Raw genomic sequence first — 24,301 nt, forward strand, 5'->3', positions numbered from 1 at the left:
TTCAGTCCCGACTTCTGTAGCTTTAACTGTCATTTCAACAACAGCAGTCATGACAGATGTCGACACGGACTAGCGAGGCAGCATATGAAGTCAATAAACAAATGGCTCGGTCTTTTATTATTTTTTTGGGCGACTTCGTTTCCTTTGTTGGTCCAAGCCAGCACGCTTGACTATTCGAAACTGATAATTTTAATCAAAGAAGACGTGCCTGGTTTCGAGACATGGATCGACGCCCCCGGCCGAGATGACCCAATCAGCGAACTCAAACAACTTGTGCCCTCTATAAAGCCAGTGTTGCCGGCCTCCAAGGCACGCACCGGGGAGGCGGTACGAGCGCTAAAAAGGCATCGACTGGATCGCTACTTTATTGTGGACACCAGCCGGCTGACTGAAAAACAGGCTGAAGCACTGGCTGTGCAGCTGAAAAAAACCCTTTGGTGGAAAAAGCTGACTTCGAGCCCAGGGTTGACGGGATGCATGACGATAACGGCTCGCTCGTTGCACCAGCGTCAGACAACGCGATTCCGGACTACACGGGACGGCAAAACTATCTGCAAGGCAAAAACGCAGTCGCTCCGTACAAGATCGGTGGCGTGAATGCCGTGCAAGCCTGGAAGGTTCCAGGTGGCAAAGGCCAAAACATGCATGTCATTTCATCAGAAATTGATCACTGGTCCTACAACCACCTGGATTTACCAAAGCCCTACCTGGAAGTTTATGACCCGCAAGACCCGGCAACAGTAGGCTCCCATGACACTGCCAGCGCAGGCATTATCGTGGCCAGGGAAAATGACTTTGGCACGACCGGGATTGCACCCGATGCACAACTCGGTTACCTGCAATGGGGGTCAGACAGATTCATGCAGTTGGCAGAGCGATTGAATGAAGGTGACGTCGTGCAATTAGGTGTGCAGTACGGTTACGGGTCTTTCCCCGAAGTAGGATGCTGGCAAGACTGCTACATGCCGCTGGAAGACTACGAACCGGTCCGCGACACTATTTCTTATCTTACTGAAGAAAAGGGTGTTCACGTTATCCTGGCTGCGGCCAATGGCAACATCAACCTGGATCATCCGTATTTCGAAGGTTATTTTGATCGCAACCTGTTCGATTCCGGTGCTATTTATGCGGGTGCTGTTGATCCCAAAACCGGCCTCAGAGCGGGTTTTTCCGAGTATGGCAGTCGCGTCGACTTATTCAGCTGGGGAGATTTTGTTACCACCACCACCTGGAGCCGGCAAAACCCGACTACAGGTTACACCCATGATTACAGCGGCACTTCCTCCTCTAATCCGATCCTTGCAGGAGTCGTTGCTTCCTTGCAGGGTGTAGCACGCGCCAATGGATTGGGTAATATCCCACCTAAAGCATTACGTGCACTGCTCGTCACGACCGGATATCCACAAATCAACGGTAATTCCAGCGAAATTGGCGTGCAACCTGACTTGGAAGCCGCCATTGAAAAGATGCTCGCGGCGCGACCTAACCGTCCACCGGTCGGTACTTTAGAGGGCGATAGCACCGTTGCTTCCGGCAAGACTATTACCTTCACCGCCAATGCCAGTGATCCCGATGGCGACCCACTCGCTTATAGCTGGAAGCCACCAATCGGATTTACCGGGGCGACTGGTAATACTCGCAGCGTCAATCTCACCGCGCCAACGGTGAGCAACGATGTCAGCGCCATGGTCAATGCCGAGGTATCCGATGGTCGTGGCGGCGTTTTGCCATTGCACAAGCAGATCACCGTAAAAGCGCCCACCGAGGATAGTTGTGGCGACATACCGAAGTGGGACCCCGCCAGGATTTATGAAACCTACGCAGAGGCGGTCGCGTACAAAGGCAAAGTGTACAAGCAGAATTTCTACAACATTAACAAACCGCCGGATGTCAACTCGGCAGAATTTGGCAAGGAATGGCTCCAGGGGATAGCGTGCCGGTAATACTTATGCACCCGAATGCTCCCGATGCTGGCAAAATCGCGTTTTGCCTGCCAACACCGCGCTTAGCGCCAGGACTCTCACATGCAAATGACCACCCCCCTCTTGATCGTCAACCCCTGCGATGACGAAGAAGACAACATGGCGATGCTGTGCTGCCACAGTGAACAGGGCGACATGTTCCTGATGACCCGCTACCCGGACGAAGACGAACTGGAAATCACCCTCGACGGCGAACCTTCGACCTTGGACGGGGTGAAAGTCACCCTCAGCCCTACCCGCCTGCTGATCGAAATCGCGGCGGCGGATGCCGACGCGTTGAATGGGGACGACTCGCTGGAGATCATTCACAGCACTGAGGAGGAGGATCTGGCGGAAGTGGAGGAAACCTTGCAGAACATTCTCAAGGGGACCGGGACCTATATCAGCGATCTCTGAATATCAGCGCCTGAGCGGGCGCCTTCGCGAGCAAGTCGGATCGCCGCACCGCCGCTCCCACATTCGATCGCATTTTCCTGAAAAAGCGCGGTTGAATGTGGGAGCGGGCTTGCTCGCGAAGAGGCCCGAAAGATCGCCACCCCCCTCCTCGCCCTGCATAACCTGACAGTTCTGTTAATCAATTCCCGCACTTTGCGCAAATGCCGTTAGTCGCCACCCCCCGCGATGCTTTAAAGTAACGGCCCCAGCCCTGGCGTTACCGGAACGTCTGCGGTCACCCTTTCCAGGAACAGTCATCGATGGAACATCGTGAAGCGCTGCTAGCGCTGCGAACCTTTCTTTCAACGCAGATTCTCGGCCAGGAAAAACTCATCGAGCGCTTGCTCATCGCCCTGCTCGCCGACGGTCACATGCTGGTCGAGGGCGCGCCAGGCCTGGCCAAGACCAAGGCCATCAAAGAACTCGCCGAAGGCATCGAAGCCCAGTTCCACCGCATCCAGTTCACCCCTGATCTGTTGCCGGCCGACATCACCGGCACGGAAATCTATCGCCCGGAAACTGGCAGTTTCGTGTTTCAGCAAGGCCCGATCTTCCACAACCTGGTGCTGGCGGACGAAATCAACCGTGCGCCGGCCAAGGTCCAGTCGGCGCTGCTCGAAGCCATGGGCGAGCGCCAGGTCAGTGTCGGGCGCAGCACGTATGAGTTGTCGCCGTTGTTCCTGGTGATGGCCACGCAAAACCCGATCGAGCAGGAAGGCACCTACCCGCTGCCCGAAGCGCAGCTGGACCGTTTCCTGATGCACGTGAAAATCGGCTTTCCGGACGCTGCCGTCGAACGCCGCATCCTGCAGCAAGCCCGTGGCGAAGCCTTGAACGGCGAAACCAAGCCCGAGCGACGGGTCAGCCAGCAGGCGATCTTCGCCGCACGCAAGGAGATTCTCGGCCTGTACATGGCCGACGCCGTGGAGGAATACCTGGTGCAACTGGTCATGGCCACGCGCACCCCGGCCAAGTTCGACCCGGAGATGGCCGAATGGATCGCCTATGGCGCCAGTCCCCGCGGCTCGATTGCCCTGGACCGTTGCGCCCGGGCCCACGCCTGGCTGGCGGGGCGTGACTTCGTCAGCCCCGAAGACATTCAAGCCGTGCTGTTCGACGTACTGCGCCACCGCATCATTCTTTCCTTTGAAGCCGAAGCCGCCGGTATCGACCAGGACCGGGTGGTCCAGCGGATCCTCGACGTCGTAGCCGTCGCTTGACCCCGATGACCGCCCTCCTGCCGTCCGAACCGGGCATCCGTGTCAGCCTCGCCGAACTGATCGAAATGCGCCATCGAGTGCGTGAAGTGCAACTGTTCTCGACGCCGAGCCAGCGCAGCCCGCTGATCGGCCTGCATCATTCGAAACTGCGTGGCCGTGGCGTGGATTTCGACCAGGTGCGGGTCTATCAGGCCGGCGACGACGTGCGCAGCATCGATTGGCGCGTCACCGCCCGCACTCAGGAACCGCACACCAAGCTGTTCCACGAAGAGCGCGAGCGGCCGATTTTCATCATGGTCGAGCAAAGCTGCCGGCTGTTTTTCGGTTCGGGGCTGATGTTCAAATCGGTACTCGCCGCCCAGGCCGCGAGCCTGATCGGCTGGGCGGCGCTGGGTCATAACGACCGGGTCGGCGGCCTGGTGTTCGGTGACAAAGAGCATTACGAGATCAAGCCACGGCGCAGCAAGCAGAGCCTGTTGCAGTTGCTCAATCGCCTGGTGCGGGTCAATCAGTCGTTGCACACCGAAACCGAGCCGGACCGCGACGCGTTCAATATTGCCCTGCGCCGTGCCCGGGAAGTCCTGCGTCCCGGCAGCCTGGTGATCGTGATCTGCGACGAACGCGCCCTGACCGAGGGCGCCGAACAGCAGCTCAGCCTGTTGTCGCGCCATTGCGACCTGTTGTTGCTGCCGGTGTCCGATCCGCTTGATCATGCCCTGCCTGCCGCCGGGCTGCTGCGCTTCGCGGAACGGGGGGCGCAACTGGAACTCGACACCCTCAATTTCGACCTGCGCCAGACTTACCGCGCCCAGGCCGAGGCGCGCGTCGCTCGCTGGGAACTGCTGGCGCAGAAACTGCGGGTGCTGTTGATGCCGTTGAGCACGCAGAGCGAGATGGTCGAACAACTGCGCGAGTACCTCAACCCAGAACGTCCGGGGAAAAGCCGATGAGCAGCCTCGAGCAACTGCAACCGCTGATTTCGCCGCCACCGATCGAATTCTGGCCACCGGCGCCGGGCTGGTGGTTACTGCTGCTGTTATTGCCTGTGTTAGGTTTCGGCATGTGGCAATTACGACGCTTGCTTCCCGACAACCGCCCAGTCGTGCGCGCCGAACAACCGCTGGACCCGGTGCGCATCGCGGCCCTGGCCGAGCTCGCACTGATGCCCAAGCCTTACGACGGCGCACCGGCCGGTGCCTGGCTGCAGCAACTCAACGGTTTGCTCAAGCGCCTGTGCCGCAACCACTACCCGTACAGCCAGAGCCACACCCTGAACGGGCGCAAATGGCTGGCCTTTCTCGACAACCGCTGCCCGGCTGCCGGCCTGACCCGCTGGATGGTGCTGGTCGAAGGCGCCTACAAGCCTGAATGCAAGCTCGACGACAAGGCCATCGCCGGCCTGACTCAAGCGGTCGATACCTGGATTCGCAAGCATGTTTGAATTCGCCTGGCCGTGGATGTTCGCCCTGCTGCCACTGCCCTGGCTGTTGCGCATGGTGCTGCCGGTGGCGGACAGCGGCGAGCCGGCGCTCAAGGTCAGCTTCCTCAGTGACCTCGAAGGCCTGGCCCGGCGCCGCGCCCGAGCCAACCTGCCGGCCTGGCGCCAACAAGCGCCGTTCATTCTGTTGTGGTTGTTGTTGCTGATCGCCGCGGCCCGCCCGCAATGGCTCGGCGAGCCGCTGCCGATTGCCGCCAGCGGCCGCGACCTGCTGGTCGCGGTGGACGTGTCCGGTTCCATGGACTTTCCCGACATGCGCTGGCAGGACGACGAGGTCAGCCGTCTGACATTGGTCCAGCATTTACTCGGCGACTTCCTCGAAGGTCGCGAAGGCGACCGGGTCGGCCTGATCCTGTTTGGCAGCCAGGCGTACCTGCAAGCACCGCTGACCTTCGACCGGCGCACCGTGCGGGTCTGGCTCGACGAAGCGCGCATCGGCATCGCCGGCAAAAACACCGCGATCGGCGATGCCATTGGCCTGGCCCTGAAGCGGTTGCGCATGCACCCGGCGCAAAGTCGCGTGCTGATTCTGGTCACCGACGGCGCCAATAACGGCGGCGAAATCGCCCCGCTGACGGCGGCGCGACTGGCGGCACTCGAAGGGGTGAAAATCTACACCATCGGCATCGGTGCCAATCCGGAGGACAGTGGCACACTCGGCTTTCTCGGGATCAACCCGAGCCTGGACCTCGACGAGCCGTCCTTGAAAGCCATCGCCAAAGCCACCGGCGGCCAGTACTTCCGCGCGCGCGATGGCCAGGAGCTGCAGGTGATCAAGGACCTGCTCGACACGCTCGAACCGGTGACGCAACAACCCACCCAGGCGCGTCCGGCCCAGGCCTTGTATCACTGGCCGCTGGCAATGGCATTGCTGCTGAGCATGTTGCTGGTGGTCCGCGAGCTCTGGCCGGACAACCCCTTGCAGCGCTTGTTTAACAAGGATCTGTTCTTGCAATCGCAACTGCCCGACTGGCGCAGGCGCCTCAACCGCCTGCGCCTGCGGAGGCGCCGATGAGTGCGCTCTGGCCCTTCTGGTTCCGCCCCTGGTGGCTGCTGTTATTGCCGCTGCTCGGCTGGCTGCTGTGGCAACTCTGGCACCGACAGAAACGTGCGGGACGCTGGCAGATGATTCTGCCGCCAGCCTTCCATGCGACATTGCTCAGTGGCGGCAGCGGTCGCAACAGCAAACTGCCATGGGTCGCCCTGGGCGCGGCGTGGGTGCTGACCATCCTGGCATTGCTGGGACCGGGTTGGGAACGTGTCGAGCAACCCAGTCAGAAGCCGGCCGATCCGCTGGTGGTGATCCTGGAACTGACCCCGGAAATGCTCGCCACCGACGTCACGCCGAACCGCCTGGAACAGGCGCGGCGCAAGTTGTTCGACCTGCTGCAAAACCGCAGCGATGCCCAGACCGCCATCGTCGTCTACGCCGGCAGCGCCCACACCCTGGTGCCCCTGTCGGATGACCTGTCCACCAGCCGCAATCTGCTGGATGCGCTCAAGCCGTCGCTGATGCCCCAGGCCGGCCATCGCGCCGACCTGGCGGTGGCCAAGGCCCTTGCCCTGCTGAATCAGGCTGCTCTCGGCGAGGGGCGGATCCTGCTCATCGGTTCGACCCTGACCGAACAGGAACGTCAAGGAATCCGTCAGGCGCTGGAGGGCAAATCGACGCAGTTGCTGATGCTCGGCATCGGCACCGCCGAAGGTGCGCCGATCACGCAAGAGGACGGCAGTTTCCTCAAGGATGCTCAGGGCGCGATTCTGGTGCCGCATCTGGACGAACCCGGCCTCAAGGCCTTCGCCAGTGCACTGGACGGGCGCTACCGCCATGCGCGTCTGGACGATGCCGACCTGCGTGCGCTGGGCCTGCTCGACGGCCCGCGCACACTGATCAATGACGGCCAGACCGTGCGCCTCGACGCCTGGGCCGATCAGGGTTACTGGCTATTATTGCCGCTGTTGCTGCTGGCCGCCTGCGCCGGTCGCCGCGGCTGGCTGTTCTGCCTGCCGCTCCTGTTGCTGCTGCCGCAACCCAGCTACGCCTTCGACTTCGAGGACCTGTGGCGGCGGCCGGATCAGCAGGGCATGCACTTGCTCAACCAGAAACGTCCGGCCGAGGCCGCAGAGCATTTCGCCGACGTGCAATGGCAGGGCGTGGCGCTGTATGAGGCCGGCGACTACAGTGGCGCCGCTCAGCGGTTCGCCGCAGGCAACGACGCCCACGCCCACTACAATCGTGGCAACGCCCTGGCCAGGAGCGGTGAACTGGAAGCAGCGCTGGACGCTTACGAACAGGCGCTCGAACGTCAGCCGGATTTACGCCCGGCATTGACCAACAAGGCGCTGGTGGAAAATCTGATCAAGCAGAAAACCACCCCGCCGCCGGTCAAGCCGGAGCAAAAACCGGACAACGAAAACCAGGCCAGCCAGCAAGAACCACCGCCCGGCGCGGCCACTCGACCGTCGGGCAACGGCGAACCGCAAACCGATGCCCAACAGGCCGTGGAAAATGCCGGGCAGCCGTCGACGACGCCGCCCAAACCAGGTACCAACGAGGTCCCCGGCAGTGAGCTGGGAGATGAACAACACACCAGGCCGCCCCTGCGCCCGGCCACTGACAGCATCGATGGCGAACAGCGCCAGGCGTTGGAGCAATGGCTGCGCAAGATCCCGGATAACCCGGGTGAATTGCTCAGGCGCAAATTCTGGTACGAACAGCAACAACATCAGGATCAGGGAAAAACTCGATGACCCGCTTCACCCTCTCCATGCTGGCGCTGCCGCCTGCCCTGTTGTTCTGCACCGTTCAGGCCCAGGCCGCGGAGCTGGTCGCCAGTGTGGATCGCAGTCGCTTGAACTCCGGCGAGACGGTCGAACTGACCCTGGAAACCTCTGACATGACACAGTTCGGCAAGCCTGACCTGACGCCACTGGAACCCCTGTTCGAAGTCCGCGGCACCCGCCAGGTCAACCAGTTGACCACCCTTGACGGCGACAACCGTGCGACCACCCGGTGGATCATCACCCTGCTGCCTCGGCAGACCGGCAGCGTGGAGATTGCGGCGCTGCAACTGGGCGAGGCGCAGAGCCAGCCGATCACCCTGCAAGTGGTCCAGAGCGAAACCCAGGACAGCCGCCAAAAACTGGCCCCGGTGTTCATCGACGCCAGCCTCGATCAAAACAGCGTGTACGTTCAGGCCCAGGCGATCCTGACCCTGCGGATCTACCATTCGGTGTCGCTGTACGACGACAGCAGCCTGCCGCCCTTGCAGATCGCCGATGTGCGCATCGAGCAACTGGGCGAGTCGCGCACCTATGAGAAAGATATCAATGGCCTGCGTCACGGCGTGATCGAAATGCGCTACGCGATCTACCCGCAACACAGTGGTGCATTGATCATTCCGGCGCAAATCTTCAATGCCGCCCTGGTGGACGCCACCTCCCAGGTACCCAAATCCGGCAAGCTGATGCGCGTCAGCTCCTCCGAAATCATGCTGGCGGTCAAGGCCAAACCGGACGCTTACCCGGCCGATGTGCCCTGGCTGCCGGCCCGAAGCCTGAGCCTGAGCGAAAGCTGGAACCCGCCACCGGATCACGCGCAGGTGGGCGATTCGCTGACCCGCCGCCTGACCGTGAAGGCCGAGGGCCTGGCCAGTTCACAATTGCCGCCATTGCCCGCCACCGATGTCAACGGCTTGCGGCGCTACCCGGATCAACCGGTGCTGGGCAACCAGAACAGCGAGCGCGGCCTGATCGGCAGTCGTGAAGACCGCGAAGCCCTGGTGCCGACCCGCAGCGGCGCCATCGAGTTGCCTGCGGTGGAAGTGACCTGGTGGAACACCTTGGAGGATCACCTGGAACACAGCAGCCTGCCGGCCCAGACCCTGCAAGTGGCGAACAATCCGAGCCTGGTCGACACCCCGGCCGGCACAGCGCCCCTCGTTTCCGCCGTCGACAGCCAGACACTCTGGCGCTGGAAACTCAGTACCCTGATCCTCGCCTGCAGCACCGCGCTGGGTTTCGGCCTGTGGTGGCGCGCCCGCTGGCAGCCGGCGATCCTGCGTGTCGCGCAGACCGGCCCGAGCCCGCGCACCGTGCTCGACGACCTCAAGCGCGCCTGTCAGGCCAATGACACCCACGCCACACGCCAGGCCCTCGACGCCTGGGCGCGGCAGCAACCGGAAACCCTGGCCGACATGGCTGCTCGCTTCGTACCACTGTCCGACGCCCTCGACGGCCTGAACGGCGCGCTCTACAGCGAAACCGGCCAGCATTGGCAGGGTGAGGATCTGTGGCGGGCAATCAAGGCGATCCCGATTGCCGATCGGGTGCATGACCCGGTGGGTGATAGCGGGTTGCCGCCGCTCTACCCCAAATAACCTCAAAAGATCAGCCTGCGGTTATCTCCTACAGGTAATCGGGGGGTACCCAAATCCAGGGGCTGGCAAAAATCCTTGTAGGAGCTGGCTTGCCAGCGAAAGCGGCCTCAAGGCTTGCCGCGCCCATGAAGTCGCCTTCGCTGGCAAGCCAGCTCCTACAGGGGGTACGCCATTCCAATGTAGGCGCTGCCGAAGGCTGCGATCTTTTTGCTGTTTGCCAGTAAACTCTCTCCCTTTTAGCCGCCATCATTTTCCCTGCGGCCATCACCTTATTTCCTACGGAGCACGCCTTGCGTCTGTTTCACACCTCCGACTGGCACCTCGGGCAGAATCTGCACGGCCAGGACCGCGATTTCGAACACGGTTGTTTCCTCGACTGGCTGCTGCGCCAGCTCAAGCAGGACCTGCCCGATGTGCTGTTGATCGCCGGCGATATCTTTGACACGGTCAACCCGCCGGTCAAAGCCCAGGAACGCCTTTACGATTTCATCGTCAGCGCCCACGAACAGCAGCCGAAGCTGACCATCGTGATGATCGCCGGCAACCACGATTCCGGCTCACGCATTGAGCTGCCCGCGCCGTTGATGCGCCGTTTGCGCACCCATGCCCTGGGGCGGGTGCTGTGGCTGGACGACGGTCAACTCGACGCCGAGCGGCTGCTGTTGCCATTACCGGATGCCAAGGGCAAGACCGTCGCCTGGTGCCTGGCGCTGCCGTTCCTGCGTCCGGCCGAAGTCACCGGCGCGCATCTGGGCGACAACTACCTGCGCGGTATCGGCCAGGTTCACGAATGGCTGATCGCAGCCGCCAACGCCAAGCGCAAACGGGGCCAGGCGCTGATCGCCATCAGTCACGCGCACATGGCCGGCGGTTCGGTGTCGGAAGACTCCGAGCGCAGCCTGATCATCGGCAATGCCGAAGCGCTGCCCGCCAGCCTGTTCGGGCCGAGCATCAGCTACGTCGCCCTCGGGCATCTGCACAAGCCGCAGAAGGTCAACGCTGAAGAACGCATCCGCTACAGCGGTTCGCCGATCCCGCTGTCGTTTTCCGAGATCGGTTATCAGCATCAGATTCTCGACGTCATCCTCGACGGCGAAACCCTGGTCAGCGTCGAACCCAAGCTGATTCCCCGCGCAGTGAATCTGCAGCGCATCGGGCCGGCGCCGTTGGCCGACATTCTGCTGCAACTGGCCGACCTGCCAAACATCGACCTGCTGGCCGACATTCAGCGCCAGCCCTGGCTGGAAGTCCGGGTGCGCCTGGATGAGCCGCAACCCGATCTGCGCCATCAAGTCGAAAGCGCCCTGCAAGGCAAAGCCGTGCGCCTGGTGCGCATCGCCGCGGAATACGCCGGCAACGGCAACCGCGATGGCGTCGATGACGGCGCGACGCTGGTCGAACTGGACCAGCTCACGCCCCGGGAATTGTTCAGCCGCGCGTGGCAGGACAGCTACGGCAGCGAGGTAGATGAGCAAACGCTGAAGGACTTCGCAGAGCTATTGCAGGACGTGCAGATGGAGAGCGAACAACCATGAAGATCCTCGCGATCCGCCTGAAGAACCTCGCCTCGCTGGCTGGGCCGTTCGAGATCGACTTCACCGCCGAGCCGCTGGCCAGCGCCGGGCTGTTCGCGATTACCGGCCCCACCGGCGCGGGTAAAAGCACCCTGCTCGATGCCTTGTGCCTGGCGTTGTTCGGCGCTGTGCCGCGCTTGAGCAATGCACAGACGTCGGCCAAGGCGCCGGACGCCGATGGCGAAATCGGCACAGGCGACCCGCGCACCCTGCTGCGTCGCGGCACCGGTGAGGGTTATGCCGAAGTGGATTTCGTCGGCATTGACGGCCGCCGTTACCGGGCGCGCTGGGAAGCCAATCGCGCCCGGGAAAAGGCCGGCGGCAAACTGCAGGCCAGTCGCCAAAGCTTGCGCGATATCGATCAGGATCAACTGCTGGCCAGCCAGAAAGTCGACTTCAAAATCCAGCTTGAAGCGGTGCTGGGCCTGAATTTCGAGCAGTTCACCCGGGCGGTGCTGCTCGCCCAAAGCGAGTTCAGCGCCTTCCTCAAGGCGAACGACAACGAACGCAGCGAGCTCCTGGAAAAACTCACCGACACCGCGCTCTACACCCGTCTGGGTCGGCGCGCCTTCGACAAAACCAAGGAAGCCCGGGAAACCCACAAGCTGCTGCAGGACCAGGCCACCGGGGTTACGCCGCTGGCGCCGCAAGCCCGGGCGGAGCTGGATGAGCGATTCAACCAGGCGCAACAGCTACTCAAGACGCAACAGGCGCAACTCAAACAGCTGGAGTTGCAACACACCTGGCTCAAGGACCTGCGCCTGTTGCAGGACGCGCAACTCAGCGCCACCGAGCAACTGACCGGCGCCCAGCAGCATTGGCACAGCCTGGCTGGCGAACGTCTGACATTGTCCCGGCTGGAGCAACTGGCGCCGCAACGGCATCAGTTCGCGCGCAAGGCCGAGCTTACCGCCCAGCTCACGCCGCTGGCCGTGCAGATCGAGCAGTCCACCCGTCAACAAGCCGAGCTGAGCGAGTGTCAGGCGCAACTCGAACTCAGCGTTGCGGCTGCCCAGACCGTGCTGATCGAAGCCCAACGCCAGCACAGCGCCTGCGCGCCGCTGCTGCGCCAGGCGTTTGAAGAACAAAGTACCCTCGCCCGCCTGAACCGGGAAGCTGGCCAGAGTGCAGCGCTCAAGCAACAGGCAGAACTGGCCTGCACTCAAGGCCAGCAACAGATCCAGGGCTTGCTCGAGCAGCAACAGCAAGTGGCCGCACGTCTGCAGCGAATCGCCGGTGAGCTTGAACAAAGCAGCCCTCTGGCACCGCTGAGCGAGGCCTGGAATGCCTGGCGCGATCGTCTGCAGCAGCTGATGCTGGTGGGCAATCGCGTGAACCAGGGCCAGGCCGAACTGGCCGCCCTGGAACAGAGCGCCACCGACGCCGCCGCGCAATTGGCGGCGCAAAAACAGCATCTGGAAGTGCTGTACAAAGAAGCCGGCGCCGAGCCCGAAGCCGTGGCGGAACAGATCCAGCTGCTGGGCAACCTGCTCCAGGACAACCGCAAGCAATTGCGCGCATTTGAAGAGCTGACACGCCTGTGGGCCAGCCAGCAGGAACTCGACAAACGTACCGCCGAGCTGCAACAACGCCAGTCAACCGCGCAGCAAGAACGCGAGCGCCTGACCCAGGACGGCGTGAACACCAAGAACCAACTGACGGTCGCCGAACAGACCCTGACCGTCACCCGCGAACTGCTGGAGCGCCAGCGTCTGGCCCGCAGTGCCAGCGTCGAAGAATTGCGCGAGCAGCTGCAGGATGATCAGCCTTGCCCGGTGTGCGGCAGCCCTGATCATCCTTACCATCAGCCTGAAGCCTTGCTGCAAAGTCTCGGCCGGCACGATGAAAGCGAACAGGCCAACGCCCAGAAGACGGTCGACCTGCTCAAGGAAAAACTCACCGACCTGCGCGCTGAAGTCGGCGGCCTGATTGCCCAGCAACGGGAACTCCTGCAACAACAGGAGCACCTCACCGCACAGCAACAGAGCCTGGCGCCCAGCCTCGCAGCGCATCCGCTCTCAACGCAGTTGCTGGCCCAGGACGCGCTCAAGCGCGACGCCTGGCTGGCCCAGCAAAATAGTCAGCTGAACCAGAGCATCAGCCAGGACGAACAGCGCCAATCCGCCCTGCTCACCCTGCAACAGGATGCCGCGCGCCTGCAACAGCAGTTGCGCAGCGCCGAAGCGGCAAGCCAGCAGGCGACCCAGCTCCTGAGTCATCAGCAACAGGCGTTGAGCAGCGATCGCCAGCGTATGGACGAAGAGCTGACGGCGTTCAGCGCCCTGCTCCCGGCCGAAACGCTGCAAGCCTTGCGCAACGAACCCGCTGCGACCTTCATGCAGCTTGACCAACAGATCGCCCAGCGCCTGGCACAACTCGATCAGCAGCGTGACGAACTCAGCGAACAGCAACTGCGCCAGCAAACGCTGGAAAAAGAGCAAGATCGCCAGCTGACCCGCACCCAGCAACTGGAAGCCGCGCAGCGACAATTCACGGTCATCGAAGAGCAGCAACAGGCTTGCCAGCAGCAACTGGCGCAATTGCTCGGCCAACACACGAGCGCCGAGCAATGGCAACAGCAACTTGACCAAGCCGTGGAACAGGCGCGCACTGGCGAAACCACGGCCAGTCAGGAACTGCAAAGCGTGCGCACGGGACTGGTGCAACTGGCCGCCGAGCTCAAGGCACAGCAACAACGCCTGCTCGCGCTGGAGACCGAAGATCGGGATTTGCGCGGCAGAATCGCCGACTGGCGCGCCTTGCATCCGGAACTGGATGATCGCGGCCTGGACAACCTGCTGAGCGTCGACGACCAACAGGTCAACGCACTGCGCCAGCGATTGCAACACAGCGAAAAAGCCGTCGAGCAGGCCACGGTGCTGCTGCAAGAGCGCAATCAGCGGCTGCTCGATCATCAGGCGCAGCACAACGGCAATCTCAACGCCGAGCAACTGGCCACGGCGCTTGCCGAACTGCAAAGCCTGGCGGCCGCCAGCGAACACCAGTGCGCCGAACTGCGAGCCGAACAGGCCGAGGATCAGCGTCGACAGCACGCCAATCAGGCCCTGGCGCAGCAGATCGCCGACGCCTACACCGAGTATCAGCGCTGGGCACGCTTGAATGCACTGATCGGCTCGGCCACCGGCGACACCTTCCGCAAGATCGCTCAGGCCTACAACCTCGACCTGCTGGTGCATCATGCCAACGTCCAATTGCGGCAGCTGGTGCGGCGCTATCGCCTGAAACGCGGCGGCAGCATGTTGGGATTGCTGGTGATGGACACCGAGATGGGCGACGAACTGCGTTCGGTACATTCATTGTCCGGCGGCGAGACGTTCCTGGTGTCGCTGGCACTGGCATTGGGCCTGGCATCGATGGCCTCGAGCACGCTGAAAATCGAATCGCTGTTCATCGATGAAGGCTTCGGCAGTCTCGACCCGGAATCCCTGCAACTGGCCATGGACGCCCTAGACGGCTTGCAGGCCCAGGGGCGCAAGGTCGCGGTGATTTCCCATGTCCAGGAAATGCATGAGCGCATCCCGGTGCAGATTCAGGTCCGTCGCCAGGGCAACGGCCTGAGCACCCTGGAGGTGAAATGAATACCCTGTATTCGTTCCGCCGCTGCCCCTACGCCATGCGGGCGCGCATGGCCCTGCGCTATTGCGCGGTTGCCGTGGACATTGTCGAGGTCAGCCTGAAGGCCAAACCCGCCGAGATGCTCGCATTGTCGAGCAAAGGCACGGTGCCGGTGCTGAGCGCTGGCGGTCAGGTGATCGACGAAAGCCTGGAGATCATGCACTGGGCTTTGGCACAGAATGATCCGCAGGACTGGTTGCTCAAGGATGATCCTGTCGGGCAGCAGTGCATCGCCGAACTGATCGAAGCGAACGATCAGGTGTTCAAGCTGCAGCTGAATCGCTACAAATACGCCGAGCGTTATCCCGAGCACCCGATGGCGTTTTATCGCGCCGAGGGTGAAGTATTTCTACGCCGGCTCGATGGGTTGCTGGAGGGGCGGGATTATTTGCTGGCAGCGCATCCGAGTCTGGCGGACGTGGCGCTGATGCCGTTCGTGCGGCAATTCGCCCATGTCGATCGCGAGTGGTTCGCACAGACGCCCTACTTGCGTTTGCAGGCGTGGTTGCAGAGGTTTCTGGAATCAGACCTGTTCACATCGGTGATGGCAAAGTAAACACGAACCCTGTAGGAGCCGGCTTGCCGGCGAAGACGGCCTCAAGGCTTGCATCGCCCTGCAGACGCCTTCGCCGGCAAGCCGGCTCCTACAGGGGATGGAGGGTGTCTGGAATACTCAGGCCAACACCTCACACATCTCGATCACCGAGCAATCCACGTGAAAGGGTCCGAAAAACCCGCCCTGGCGCTTGATCGGCGGGTTGCCCGCCAGCAGACCCAGGGCTGTGGCAGTCTCGATGTTGCGTGCAAGGTTGTGATTGGCTTCGATGGACCGTGCCACCGACCCCGCCGAGGCTTGTCCGATCCCCAACAGGGATGCGCCATTGGTCATGAACGCCAGGAAGGCGATGACCCAAAGTCTGTACCCTTTCATGCGCCGGCGATCCCCGCGGTCTGCGCCTGATCGACCGTCGCATTTTGCGCGCGGTGTTCAAACTGGATACCGGGATGAGCGACTTGAATCGGCGCTTCGAGGGTTTGACGCGACTGAGGTGAAAGGCTGAACACCAGGACCATGGCCAGGTAAAGACCGATCGCCACATAGGCGCCGCGTTTGGCAGAAGTGAGGATTGCGCTGGTCATGATGTTCTCCGCAGGCATGTTTCGATGCCCCCAGAATCGATCAAAAAAGCCGTGATAACCACTCAGGGTTATCCATAGTGACCATCAGCCTGGTTGATCATTAAAGCTGTCTATTTGCGTCGTGGATAAAATCTATCAGGCGCTCGCGAGCCGTTTCCGGCGCTTCTTGATCGGCTGGGCAAACGAAGGAATGGGGCTGGGAAACAGAAGATGATGGGGTCGGAAAACGCGTTATGCAGGAGCGACATCACTTCATGGCCTTTCGACTTGGGCGGTCGATTGGCAAGTGATTTCGCTCCTGCATAAAGTGTGCAGGGTTCAGCTTTCAGTGTTGGCTTTTGTGATCCAGGGCGGCGTAGAAATGGGCGCTCTGTTGCAGGTATTTCTGGGTGTAGCTCTGGGCGTGGGATTTTTTGTCGCTGATTTCAACGTTGGCGCTGGCTGGCAGCGCTACGGTGGCTGAGATAGCGGATGCGGCGATTACAGAGAAGAGATTGAAGTTCATGGCGGTAGTCCTCGACGTCAGTTGGCTTGCTTGCCCTGTGGGGCCGTGGAGCAAACTTAACCTTCGAGGTTGGCGCCTTGAAATCTTTTGTAGCAGTAGCAGTTATCAGCGTCATTAATACAAGGATGCAGGCCCCATCAACCGGGGCCTGCGGCCTATTGACGCACCAGGAACTTGAGGTCGCTCGGGGCATCCATCGGCAGTTTCTGTACGGTTTTGCCCAGCAGACCGGTCTTGGCATCGCGCTCGACGACGACAATCTGGTTGCTCTTCTGGTTGGCGATCAACAGGAACTTGCCACTCGGGTCGAGGCTGAACTCGCGCGGATGGTCGCCTTCCACCGAGCGGCGCTGCAGCTCCTTGAGCTGGCCCGACGCAGGGTCGATGGCGAACACCAGCAACTGATTGGCAGTGCCACGGTTGCTGACGTAGAGGAACTTGCCATCGGCCGAGGCGTGCAGCGCCGCCGCTGCCTTGTCCGACACTGGCTGGCCCGCCGCCAGGTCAACCATTTGCGTGTGTTCCAGCTGGCCGTCCCGGTAATCGAACACCGCCACCTGCGCGCTCATTTCCATGGTCAACCACGCGTGTTTGCCATCGGCGCTGAACAGCAGGTGCCGTGGTCCGCTGCCGGGTGGCAACTGGACCGAGGCCGGTTTGGCCGCGGTCAATGGCAGGTCCGGATTCGCCTTGGGGTCGAAGCGATAGACAAAAATCCGGTCCGCCCCCAGGTCATTGGAAAACACGTAGCGGCCGTCTGGCGATGAGACCGTCGAATGCACATGGGCCGACATCTGCCGCTCGGGATTGACCCGGCTGGAAGGATGGCTGCTCATTTGCACCACGGGCTGGAGCTTGCCGTCGGCATCCACCGGCACCACCGCCAGGGTGCCGCCCGGATCTGCGGCCACCGAATAATTGCTGACCAGCAGGTGACTGGCTTCAACGGTGAGGCTCGAGTGCGTCGGCTCGTTGCCCAGGCTCTGCACCTGATTGATCAGGCTCAGCTCGTGGGTCTTGGGATCGATCGCATAACTGCTGACGCGCCCCACCGGATCAGCCTGCCCCGGACCGTTTTCGTTGACCACGAACAATCGGCGTTGATCACTGGACAGGGTCAGCCAGGACGGGTTTTCGCTGTTGACCACTTGCAGTGGCTTGGCGTCGATCTGCCCATTGGAACTGTCGAACTTCAGGCGATAAAGCCCTTGGCTCTGGCCGGCGGTGTAAGAACCGACCAGCAGCTGATATTCATCGGCCGTCGCCGTTTGCACGCCCATCGCGCCAACGCTGCCGGCGATCAACAGCGGCCAGAGATTACGCATCCTCATGCGTTTCGTCCTCGTCGTCGTCACCACCGATAGCATCCATCAGTACCAGCCGATGCTCGCCGGAATCACCGGTGATGAGCCAGCTTTGCAGGTCTGGGTCGAAGGTCGCCGCATTGATCTGGGCCATGCTGAACGCCCAGCGCTTTGCCGCACGGCCGTCCATGCATTCGATGTGCAGGTTGTCGTCTTCATCGAGGGAGAAATCAAAGGCGTGCAGCCCGTCGATTTCCAGCATGTCGCAGTGTTCGAGGGCGTTGAGCAAGGTGTCGGTTACGGCAGTCATGGCAGTCGATCTTTGAATGGGAAAGACGCAATGATAGCTCAATGTGGGGGCGCCTCAGCGCCGGTCACAAAACCCACGACCAACACGCCCCCCTGTAGGAGCTGGCTTGCCAGCGAAGGCGATCTTTCAGTCGACATCTTCATTGACTGATCCACCGCTTTCGCTGGCAAGCCAGCTCCTACAGGGGGGCTCGGCCGTTAGAGGGTGTCGCGGGTGGGTTGGCCGTCCACCAGGCGCTGGATGCCCAGCGGATTGGCATTCTTCAGGGCTTCGGGCAGCAAGCTGTCCGGGTAGTTCTGGAAACACACCGGCCGCAGGAAGCGATCGATCGCCAGGGTACCCACCGACGTCCCGCGCGCATCGGACGTCGCCGGATACGGCCCGCCATGGACCATCGAATCGCAGACTTCCACACCGGTCGGATAACCGTTGAGCAGGATCCGTCCGACCTTCTGTTCCAGCACCGCCGTCAGCTCGCCGAACTGTTCGAAATCTGCCGGCTCGCCAATGATGGTCGCCGTCAGTTGCCCATGCAGCTTGTGCAACGCGGCACTGAGTTGGGCCTGATCGGCGACTTCGACGAACACCGTGGTCGGCCCGAACACTTCCTCTTGCAGCACTTCATCGCCCTCGAGCAACAGGCTGACCTGCGCCTTGAACAGCTGCGGCTGCGCCTGATTCCCCGCCTGCGGGCGGCCGGCCAGGTGTTCGATGCCGGGATGCGCGAGGAGTTTTTGCAGGCCCTTGCCATAGCTGCTCAAGGTGCCGGCGTTGAGCATGGTCTGCGCCGGCTGATCGGCCATCAACCCGGCCACCTGCTGCACGAAGGCGCTGAACTGCGGCGAGCGAATCCCGAGCACCAGGCCCGGATTGGTGCAGAACTGGCCGCAACCCTGTACCACCGAAGCGCTCAGCTCGCGGGCCACGCTTTCAGCGCGCGCGGCCAGGGCCTGGGGCAGCACGATCACCGGGTTGATGCTCGACATTTCGGCGAACACCGGGATCGGCTGGGGACGAGCCGCGGCCATGTCGCACAATGCCCGGCCACCCTTGAGCGAGCCGGTGAAACCGACCGCCTGGATCGCCGGATGCTTGACCAGCGCTTCGCCGACCCCGGCGCCGTAGATCATGTTGAACACGCCCGCCGGCATCGCGGTTTTTTCCGCAGCGCGCAGGATCGCATCGGCGACCCGTTCGGCCGTGGCCATGTGCCCGCTGTGGGCCTTGAACACCACCGGGCAACCGGCGGCCAATGCCGAAGCGGTGTCACCGCCGGCCGTGGAAAAGGCCAGGGGAAAGTTGCTCGCGCCAAACACCGCCACCGGTCCGAGGCCGATGCGGTACTGGCGCAGGTCGGGACGCGGTGCCGGCTGGCGTTCCGGCAAGGCCTGATCGATCCGCGCACCGTAGAAATCACCGCGCCGCAGCACCTTGGCGAACAGCCGCATCTGGCCGCTGGTGCGACCGCGCTCGCCCTGGATCCGTGCAGCCGGCAACGCGGTTTCGCGACAGACCAGGGCGACAAACTCATCGCCCAGGGCATCGAGTTCATCGGCCACCGCGTCGAGAAACTGTGCCCGGCGCTCGGCGCTCAGGCTGCGATAGGCCGGGTAAGCAGCGGCGGCAGCCCTGGCGGCGGCGTCGACTTCTGCCAGGGTGGCTTGGTGGAAATCGTGGGGCAAGGCTTCGCCGGTGCTGGCGTCGACGCTTTTGACGATGACAGTGCCGGCAGCGCTACGCTGCCCGCCGATGTAGTTGTGGCCAATAATCCGGTTCATGTAGATATCCTCAAAGGGTGCCGACGGTGCCGGGTTCGAACGCCGCTTCGACGGGTTCGATGCCGTTGATCAACGGCGCGCCGAACTCGGCCTGGCTGATCTCGAACACGTCACCCGGTCGGGTGCGAATGCCGTCGGCGAAAGACAGGGTCGCGGTGCCGAAGAAGTGAATGTGCACATCCCCCGGACGCAGGAACTGGCTGTATTTGAAATGGTGGTACTCGAGGTTTTCCAGGCTATGGCACATGTTGGCTTCGCCGCTGAGAAACTCGTCCTGCCACAGCACCTCGCCGTCGCGCAGGATGCGGCTGGTGCCTGCCAGGTGTTGAGGTAGTTCACCGACCCGAAGCTCCGGGCCATAACTGCAACTGCGCAACTTTGAATGGGCCAGGTACAGGTAGTTCTTGCGCTCCATCACGTGATCGGAAAACTCGTTGCCGACCGCAAAACCCAGGCGCCAGGGTTTGCCATCCTGGCCGATGACGTACAGGCCACCGAGCTCTGGCTCTTCACCGGCATCTTCGGCAAAGGGTGGCAGCGGGAACGGTTGGCCCGGACGCACGACAATACTGCCGTCGCCCTTGTAGAACCATTCCGGTTGCACACCGGCCTGCCCCGCCACCGGTTTACCGCCCTCCACGCCCCACTTGAAGATGCGCATGGTGTCGGTCATCGCAGCTTCGTCACCGGCCTGCTGATGCATCTTGTCCCGCGCCGAGGCACTGCCCAGATGGGTCAGGCCGGTGCCGCTCACGAGCATGTGCGCCGGGTCCGGATGGTCCAGCGGCGGCAGGATACGCAGCGTGGCCAACAGCTGCGCGTAGTCATGGCTGATGCCCAGGCCCTGGGTTTTCACCTGTTGCTCCAGGTTGACGCCCGCCTCAATCGCTGCCAAGGCCAGGTCGCGAACCGTGCGCGCGTCTTGCACTTCACGCACCCGATCATCCTCGACTACACCGACGCGGCGCTCGCCGTTACTCAATTCGAACTGAACCAAACGCATGGTTTTTCTCCTGTAAACAAAACTGCAATTCAACGCACCCTCTGTAGGAGCTGGCTTGCCAGCGAAGACGGCGGCACATCCAATATCAATGTCGACTGACACACCGCTTTCGCTGGCAAGCCAGCTCCTACAGGTCCGTATCAGGTCTGTGATAGGGGTGCGTGCGTCAAGTACGGCTCGCCCCCCGGGCACTGGCCGCAAACTGGTCAGCCGGCAACGCTTGCTTGCGCTCCAGCACGCGATACACCACGCCGGTCAGGATTAGCCCGAACATCATCACACCGGACAGGAAGTACAACCCCGACGCGAGATTCCCGGTGTATTCCTTCAGCGCACCGATCACGAACGGCCCGATGTAGCCACCCAGGTTGCCTACCGAATTGATCAAGGCGATCCCGGCGGCCGCGCTGGCGCCAGCGAAGAAACGACCCGGCAACGTCCAGAACACCGCCGTGCAGGAAAACAGCGCGAATGCCACCAGGCACAACGCGCCCAGTTGCAGCACCGGCACCGTCAGCCAGGCGCTGAGGAACAGACCGATGGCGCCCAACACGTAAAGCACGGCCAGGTGACCATAGCGATCATTCAAGCGATCGGAACTGCGCGGAATGATCAGCAAACCGATGATCCCGAAGATGTAGGGTACCGACGACACGAAACCAGTCACCAGATCGGTGCCGCCAAATTGCTTGATCAAGGTCGGCAGCCACAAACCCAAGCCATAGATGCTCAGCGTCACCGGCAGATAAAACAGCGCCAGCAGCAACACGCGTTTGTCCTTCAGCGCATGCAGCGGATTGCCGTGGCGGGTCTGGCCGTACTCCTCAAGATCCTTTTGCAGTTCGCCGGTCAGCCAGTCCTTCTCGGCCTGATCCATCCATTTCACGTGCTTGGGGCCATCGGGCAACCAACGCAGCACCGGCCAGGTCAACAGGATCGCCGGCGTGCCGATGACGATGAACAGCCACTGCCAGCCGTGCAGACCCAGGATGCCGTCCATGCCGAGCAAGCCGCCGGATACCGGGCCGGTGATCAACATGGCGATGGGTTGGGACAGGATGAACAACCCGAGGATCTTGCCGCGATGGCGAACCGGGAACCATTGGGTGATGTAGTAGAGAACGCCCGGGAAGAATCCGGCTTCGGCCGCGCCGAGCAGGAAGCGCATCACATAGAAGCTGTGCGGCCCCTGGACGAAGGCCATGCCGATGGTGATGGCGCCCCAGGTGATCATGATTCGCGCAAACCAGCGCCGCGCACCGAAGCGTTCGAGCATCAGGTTGCTGGGGATTTCCAGCAGGAAGTAACCAATGAAGAACAGCCCGGCACCCAGACCGTAGGCGGCGTCACCGATGCCGAGATCGGCGCCCATGTGCAGCTTGGCGAAGCCTACGGCGGAACGATCCACATAGGCGATCAGGTACAGCAGGATCAGGAAGGGAATTAGTTTCAGTGTGATGCGACGAATAAGCCGCAGTTCCTGGCTCATGAGATCGGTCTCCGATTGTTGTTATAGAACCTCGGGGGACGCCTCTCGCGGAAAACCGCCAGGGCCATCCCTCCGTTGGAAGCGACTATATAGTAATACTATTTAACCAACAACACTTCCAAACAGAGCAATTTGGGCTTATGTTAAGCGCCAACTGCAGCATTATAGTCATACAATAAGAGAATCAATTATGTCTGATAAGCAACCCACCCTGCGCTCCGCCCAATGGTTTGGCACCGCCGACAAGAACGGCTTCATGTACCGCAGCTGGATGAAGAATCAGGGCATCGCCGACCACCAGTTCCACGGCAAGCCGATCATCGGCATCTGCAACACCTGGTCGGAACTGACCCCGTGCAACGCGCACTTCCGCCAGATTGCGGAGCACGTCAAGCGCGGGGTGATCGAAGCCGGGGGCTTCCCGGTGGAGTTTCCGGTGTTCTCCAACGGTGAATCGAACCTGCGTCCCACCGCCATGCTCACCCGCAACCTGGCGAGCATGGATGTGGAAGAAGCGATTCGCGGTAACCCGATCGATGGCGTAGTGCTGCTGACCGGTTGCGACAAGACCACCCCGGCTCTGCTGATGGGCGCGGCCAGTTGCGACGTGCCGGCGATCGTCGTCACTGGCGGGCCGATGCTCAATGGCAAGCACAAGGGTCAGGACATTGGCTCGGGCACTGTGGTCTGGCAGCTCAGCGAGCAGGTAAAAGCCGGCACCATCACCATTGACGATTTCCTCGCGGCCGAGGGCGGCATGTCCCGGTCGGCGGGCACTTGCAACACCATGGGCACGGCCTCGACCATGGCTTGCATGGCGGAAGCGCTGGGCACTTCCCTGCCCCACAACGCGGCGATTCCGGCCGTCGATGCACGTCGTTATGTGCTGGCGCACATGTCCGGCATGCGCGCAGTGGAGATGGTGCGCGAAGATTTGCGACTGTCGAAGATCCTGACCAAGGAAGCGTTCGAAAACGCCATTCGCGTGAACGCGGCCATCGGCGGTTCGACCAATGCGGTGATCCACCTGAAGGCGATTGCCGGGCGCATCGGCGTAGCACTGGATCTGGATGACTGGACCCGCATCGGTCGCGGCATGCCAACCATCGTCGACCTGCAACCGTCCGGACGCTTCCTGATGGAAGAGTTCTACTACGCCGGTGGCTTGCCAGCGGTACTGCGCCGCCTCGGCGAAGCCAACCTTATCCCGCATCCGAACGCCTTGACCGTCAACGGCAAGACCCTCGGCGAGAATACCAAGGACGCGCCGATCTACGGCCAGGACGAAGTCATCCGCACCCTCGACAATCCGATCCGTGCCGACGGCGGCATCTGTGTGTTGCGCGGCAACCTGGCACCACTGGGTGCGGTGCTCAAACCGTCCGCCGCCAGCGCCGAACTGATGCAACATCGCGGCCGTGCGGTGGTGTTCGAGAACTTCGACATGTACAAGGCGCGGATCAACGATCCGGAACTGGACGTCGATGCCAACTCGATTCTGGTGATGAAAAACTGTGGGCCGAAGGGTTATCCGGGCATGGCCGAAGTCGGCAACATGGGCTTGCCGGCCAAGTTGCTGGCCCAGGGGGTGACCGACATGGTGCGTATTTCCGATGCGCGCATGAGCGGCACGGCGTACGGCACCGTGGTTTTGCACGTGGCACCGGAAGCGGCGGCCGGCGGGCCTTTGGCAACGGTGAAGGAAGGTGACTGGATCGAGCTTGATTGCGCCAACGGCCGTCTGCACCTGGACATCCCGGACGCCGAGCTGGCAGCGCGCATGGCCGATCTGCAACCGCCGCAGCAATTGATCGTGGGCGGCTATCGTCAGCTGTACATTGACCATGTGCTGCAGGCGGACCAGGGCTGCGATTTCGACTTCCTGGTCGGTTGCCGCGGTTCCGAAGTCCCGCGCCACTCTCACTAATTGCATCAATCCCCTGTGGGAGCGAGCAAGCCCGCTCCCACATTATTTGATTTGCGCCCGCCTGAAGATTGCGCCTCGCCTGTTATCATGCGCCGCACCTCCATCGCTCAGGATCGCGTCG

The 24,301-nt window shown here is 61.9% G+C and carries 20 protein-coding genes; 12 read left to right on the plus strand and 8 right to left on the minus strand.

Annotated features, from left to right (window positions below):
• Positions 1 to 473: 473 nt before the first annotated feature.
• The 11 genes from ELQ88_RS18360 to ELQ88_RS18410 all read left to right on the plus strand — a co-directional run bounded on the left by ELQ88_RS18360 (position 474) and on the right by ELQ88_RS18410 (position 15,280).
• Positions 474 to 1,943 carry a S8 family serine peptidase gene (locus tag ELQ88_RS18360; RefSeq protein WP_138966830.1) on the plus strand — a complete coding sequence of 490 codons (1,470 nt, stop codon included), beginning with the start codon at positions 474 to 476 and terminating at the stop codon, positions 1,941 to 1,943.
• 81 nt (positions 1,944 to 2,024) lie between these two features.
• Positions 2,025 to 2,378, plus strand: coding sequence for a hypothetical protein (locus ELQ88_RS18365; protein ID WP_138966832.1), 354 nt, complete (start codon positions 2,025 to 2,027; stop codon positions 2,376 to 2,378).
• A 299-nt stretch (positions 2,379 to 2,677) separates the two neighbouring features.
• A complete protein-coding gene (locus ELQ88_RS18370) occupies positions 2,678 to 3,637 on the plus strand; it encodes a MoxR family ATPase (protein ID WP_008150800.1) in 960 nt (319 codons plus the stop codon).
• 5 nt (positions 3,638 to 3,642) lie between these two features.
• Positions 3,643 to 4,587, plus strand: a complete 945-nt coding sequence (locus ELQ88_RS18375; protein WP_138966834.1) for a DUF58 domain-containing protein — start codon at positions 3,643 to 3,645, stop codon at positions 4,585 to 4,587.
• Positions 4,584 to 5,078, plus strand: a complete 495-nt coding sequence (locus tag ELQ88_RS18380; protein WP_138966836.1) for a DUF4381 domain-containing protein — start codon at positions 4,584 to 4,586, stop codon at positions 5,076 to 5,078. The genes ELQ88_RS18375 and ELQ88_RS18380 overlap by 4 nt, the downstream gene beginning before the upstream one ends.
• A complete protein-coding gene (locus ELQ88_RS18385) occupies positions 5,071 to 6,150 on the plus strand; it encodes a VWA domain-containing protein (RefSeq protein WP_138966838.1) in 1,080 nt (359 codons plus the stop codon). Before ELQ88_RS18380 ends, ELQ88_RS18385 begins: the two co-directional genes overlap by 8 nt.
• Positions 6,147 to 7,886 carry a VWA domain-containing protein gene (locus ELQ88_RS18390; RefSeq protein ID WP_138966840.1) on the plus strand — a complete coding sequence of 580 codons (1,740 nt, stop codon included), beginning with the start codon at positions 6,147 to 6,149 and terminating at the stop codon, positions 7,884 to 7,886. Before ELQ88_RS18385 ends, ELQ88_RS18390 begins: the two co-directional genes overlap by 4 nt.
• Positions 7,883 to 9,514 (plus strand): BatD family protein, encoded by a 1,632-nt coding sequence (locus tag ELQ88_RS18395; RefSeq protein WP_138966842.1) that lies wholly within the window; start codon positions 7,883 to 7,885, stop codon positions 9,512 to 9,514. Before ELQ88_RS18390 ends, ELQ88_RS18395 begins: the two co-directional genes overlap by 4 nt.
• A 290-nt stretch (positions 9,515 to 9,804) precedes the next feature.
• Entirely contained in the window at positions 9,805 to 11,049 is a 1,245-nt protein-coding gene (locus ELQ88_RS18400) for an exonuclease SbcCD subunit D C-terminal domain-containing protein (RefSeq protein WP_128869382.1), read from the plus strand.
• Positions 11,046 to 14,687, plus strand: a complete 3,642-nt coding sequence (locus ELQ88_RS18405; protein ID WP_138966844.1) for an AAA family ATPase — start codon at positions 11,046 to 11,048, stop codon at positions 14,685 to 14,687. Before ELQ88_RS18400 ends, ELQ88_RS18405 begins: the two co-directional genes overlap by 4 nt.
• Positions 14,684 to 15,280, plus strand: a complete 597-nt coding sequence (locus ELQ88_RS18410; RefSeq protein WP_138966846.1) for a glutathione S-transferase — start codon at positions 14,684 to 14,686, stop codon at positions 15,278 to 15,280. The genes ELQ88_RS18405 and ELQ88_RS18410 overlap by 4 nt, the downstream gene beginning before the upstream one ends.
• Positions 15,281 to 15,397: 117 nt before the next feature.
• Here the strand turns inward: ELQ88_RS18410 and ELQ88_RS18415 are convergent, their stop codons facing one another.
• The 8 genes from ELQ88_RS18415 to ELQ88_RS18455 all read right to left on the minus strand — a co-directional run bounded on the left by ELQ88_RS18415 (position 15,398) and on the right by ELQ88_RS18455 (position 22,253).
• On the minus strand, positions 15,398 to 15,655 hold the full coding sequence (locus ELQ88_RS18415) for a hypothetical protein (protein ID WP_138966848.1): 258 nt from the start codon (positions 15,653 to 15,655) through the stop codon (positions 15,398 to 15,400).
• Positions 15,652 to 15,864, minus strand: coding sequence for a hypothetical protein (locus ELQ88_RS18420; protein ID WP_128869337.1), 213 nt, complete (start codon positions 15,862 to 15,864; stop codon positions 15,652 to 15,654). Before ELQ88_RS18420 ends, ELQ88_RS18415 begins: the two co-directional genes overlap by 4 nt.
• A 325-nt stretch (positions 15,865 to 16,189) precedes the next feature.
• Positions 16,190 to 16,369 (minus strand): hypothetical protein, encoded by a 180-nt coding sequence (locus ELQ88_RS18425; RefSeq protein ID WP_128869336.1) that lies wholly within the window; start codon positions 16,367 to 16,369, stop codon positions 16,190 to 16,192.
• Between the two features lie 155 nt (positions 16,370 to 16,524).
• Positions 16,525 to 17,694, minus strand: a complete 1,170-nt coding sequence (locus ELQ88_RS18430) for a lactonase family protein (protein WP_138969543.1) — start codon at positions 17,692 to 17,694, stop codon at positions 16,525 to 16,527.
• Positions 17,687 to 17,983, minus strand: coding sequence for a DUF5629 family protein (locus tag ELQ88_RS18435; protein ID WP_128869335.1), 297 nt, complete (start codon positions 17,981 to 17,983; stop codon positions 17,687 to 17,689). The genes ELQ88_RS18430 and ELQ88_RS18435 overlap by 8 nt, the downstream gene beginning before the upstream one ends.
• Positions 17,984 to 18,180: 197 nt before the next feature.
• Complete coding sequence (locus ELQ88_RS18440; protein WP_138966850.1) at positions 18,181 to 19,761, minus strand: aldehyde dehydrogenase (NADP(+)); 1,581 nt, start codon at positions 19,759 to 19,761, stop codon at positions 18,181 to 18,183.
• A gap of 10 nt (positions 19,762 to 19,771) precedes the next feature.
• Complete coding sequence (gene araD1, locus ELQ88_RS18445) at positions 19,772 to 20,764, minus strand: AraD1 family protein (protein ID WP_128869453.1); 993 nt, start codon at positions 20,762 to 20,764, stop codon at positions 19,772 to 19,774.
• A gap of 166 nt (positions 20,765 to 20,930) precedes the next feature.
• On the minus strand, positions 20,931 to 22,253 hold the full coding sequence (locus ELQ88_RS18455) for an MFS transporter (protein WP_138966852.1): 1,323 nt from the start codon (positions 22,251 to 22,253) through the stop codon (positions 20,931 to 20,933).
• A gap of 190 nt (positions 22,254 to 22,443) precedes the next feature.
• Between ELQ88_RS18455 and ELQ88_RS18460 the strand changes: the two genes are divergently transcribed.
• Complete coding sequence (locus ELQ88_RS18460; RefSeq protein ID WP_138966853.1) at positions 22,444 to 24,180, plus strand: IlvD/Edd family dehydratase; 1,737 nt, start codon at positions 22,444 to 22,446, stop codon at positions 24,178 to 24,180.
• Positions 24,181 to 24,301: the final 121 nt, after the last annotated feature.

The organism is Pseudomonas sp. MPC6, assembly GCF_006094435.1.
Lineage (GTDB): Bacteria > Pseudomonadota > Gammaproteobacteria > Pseudomonadales > Pseudomonadaceae > Aquipseudomonas.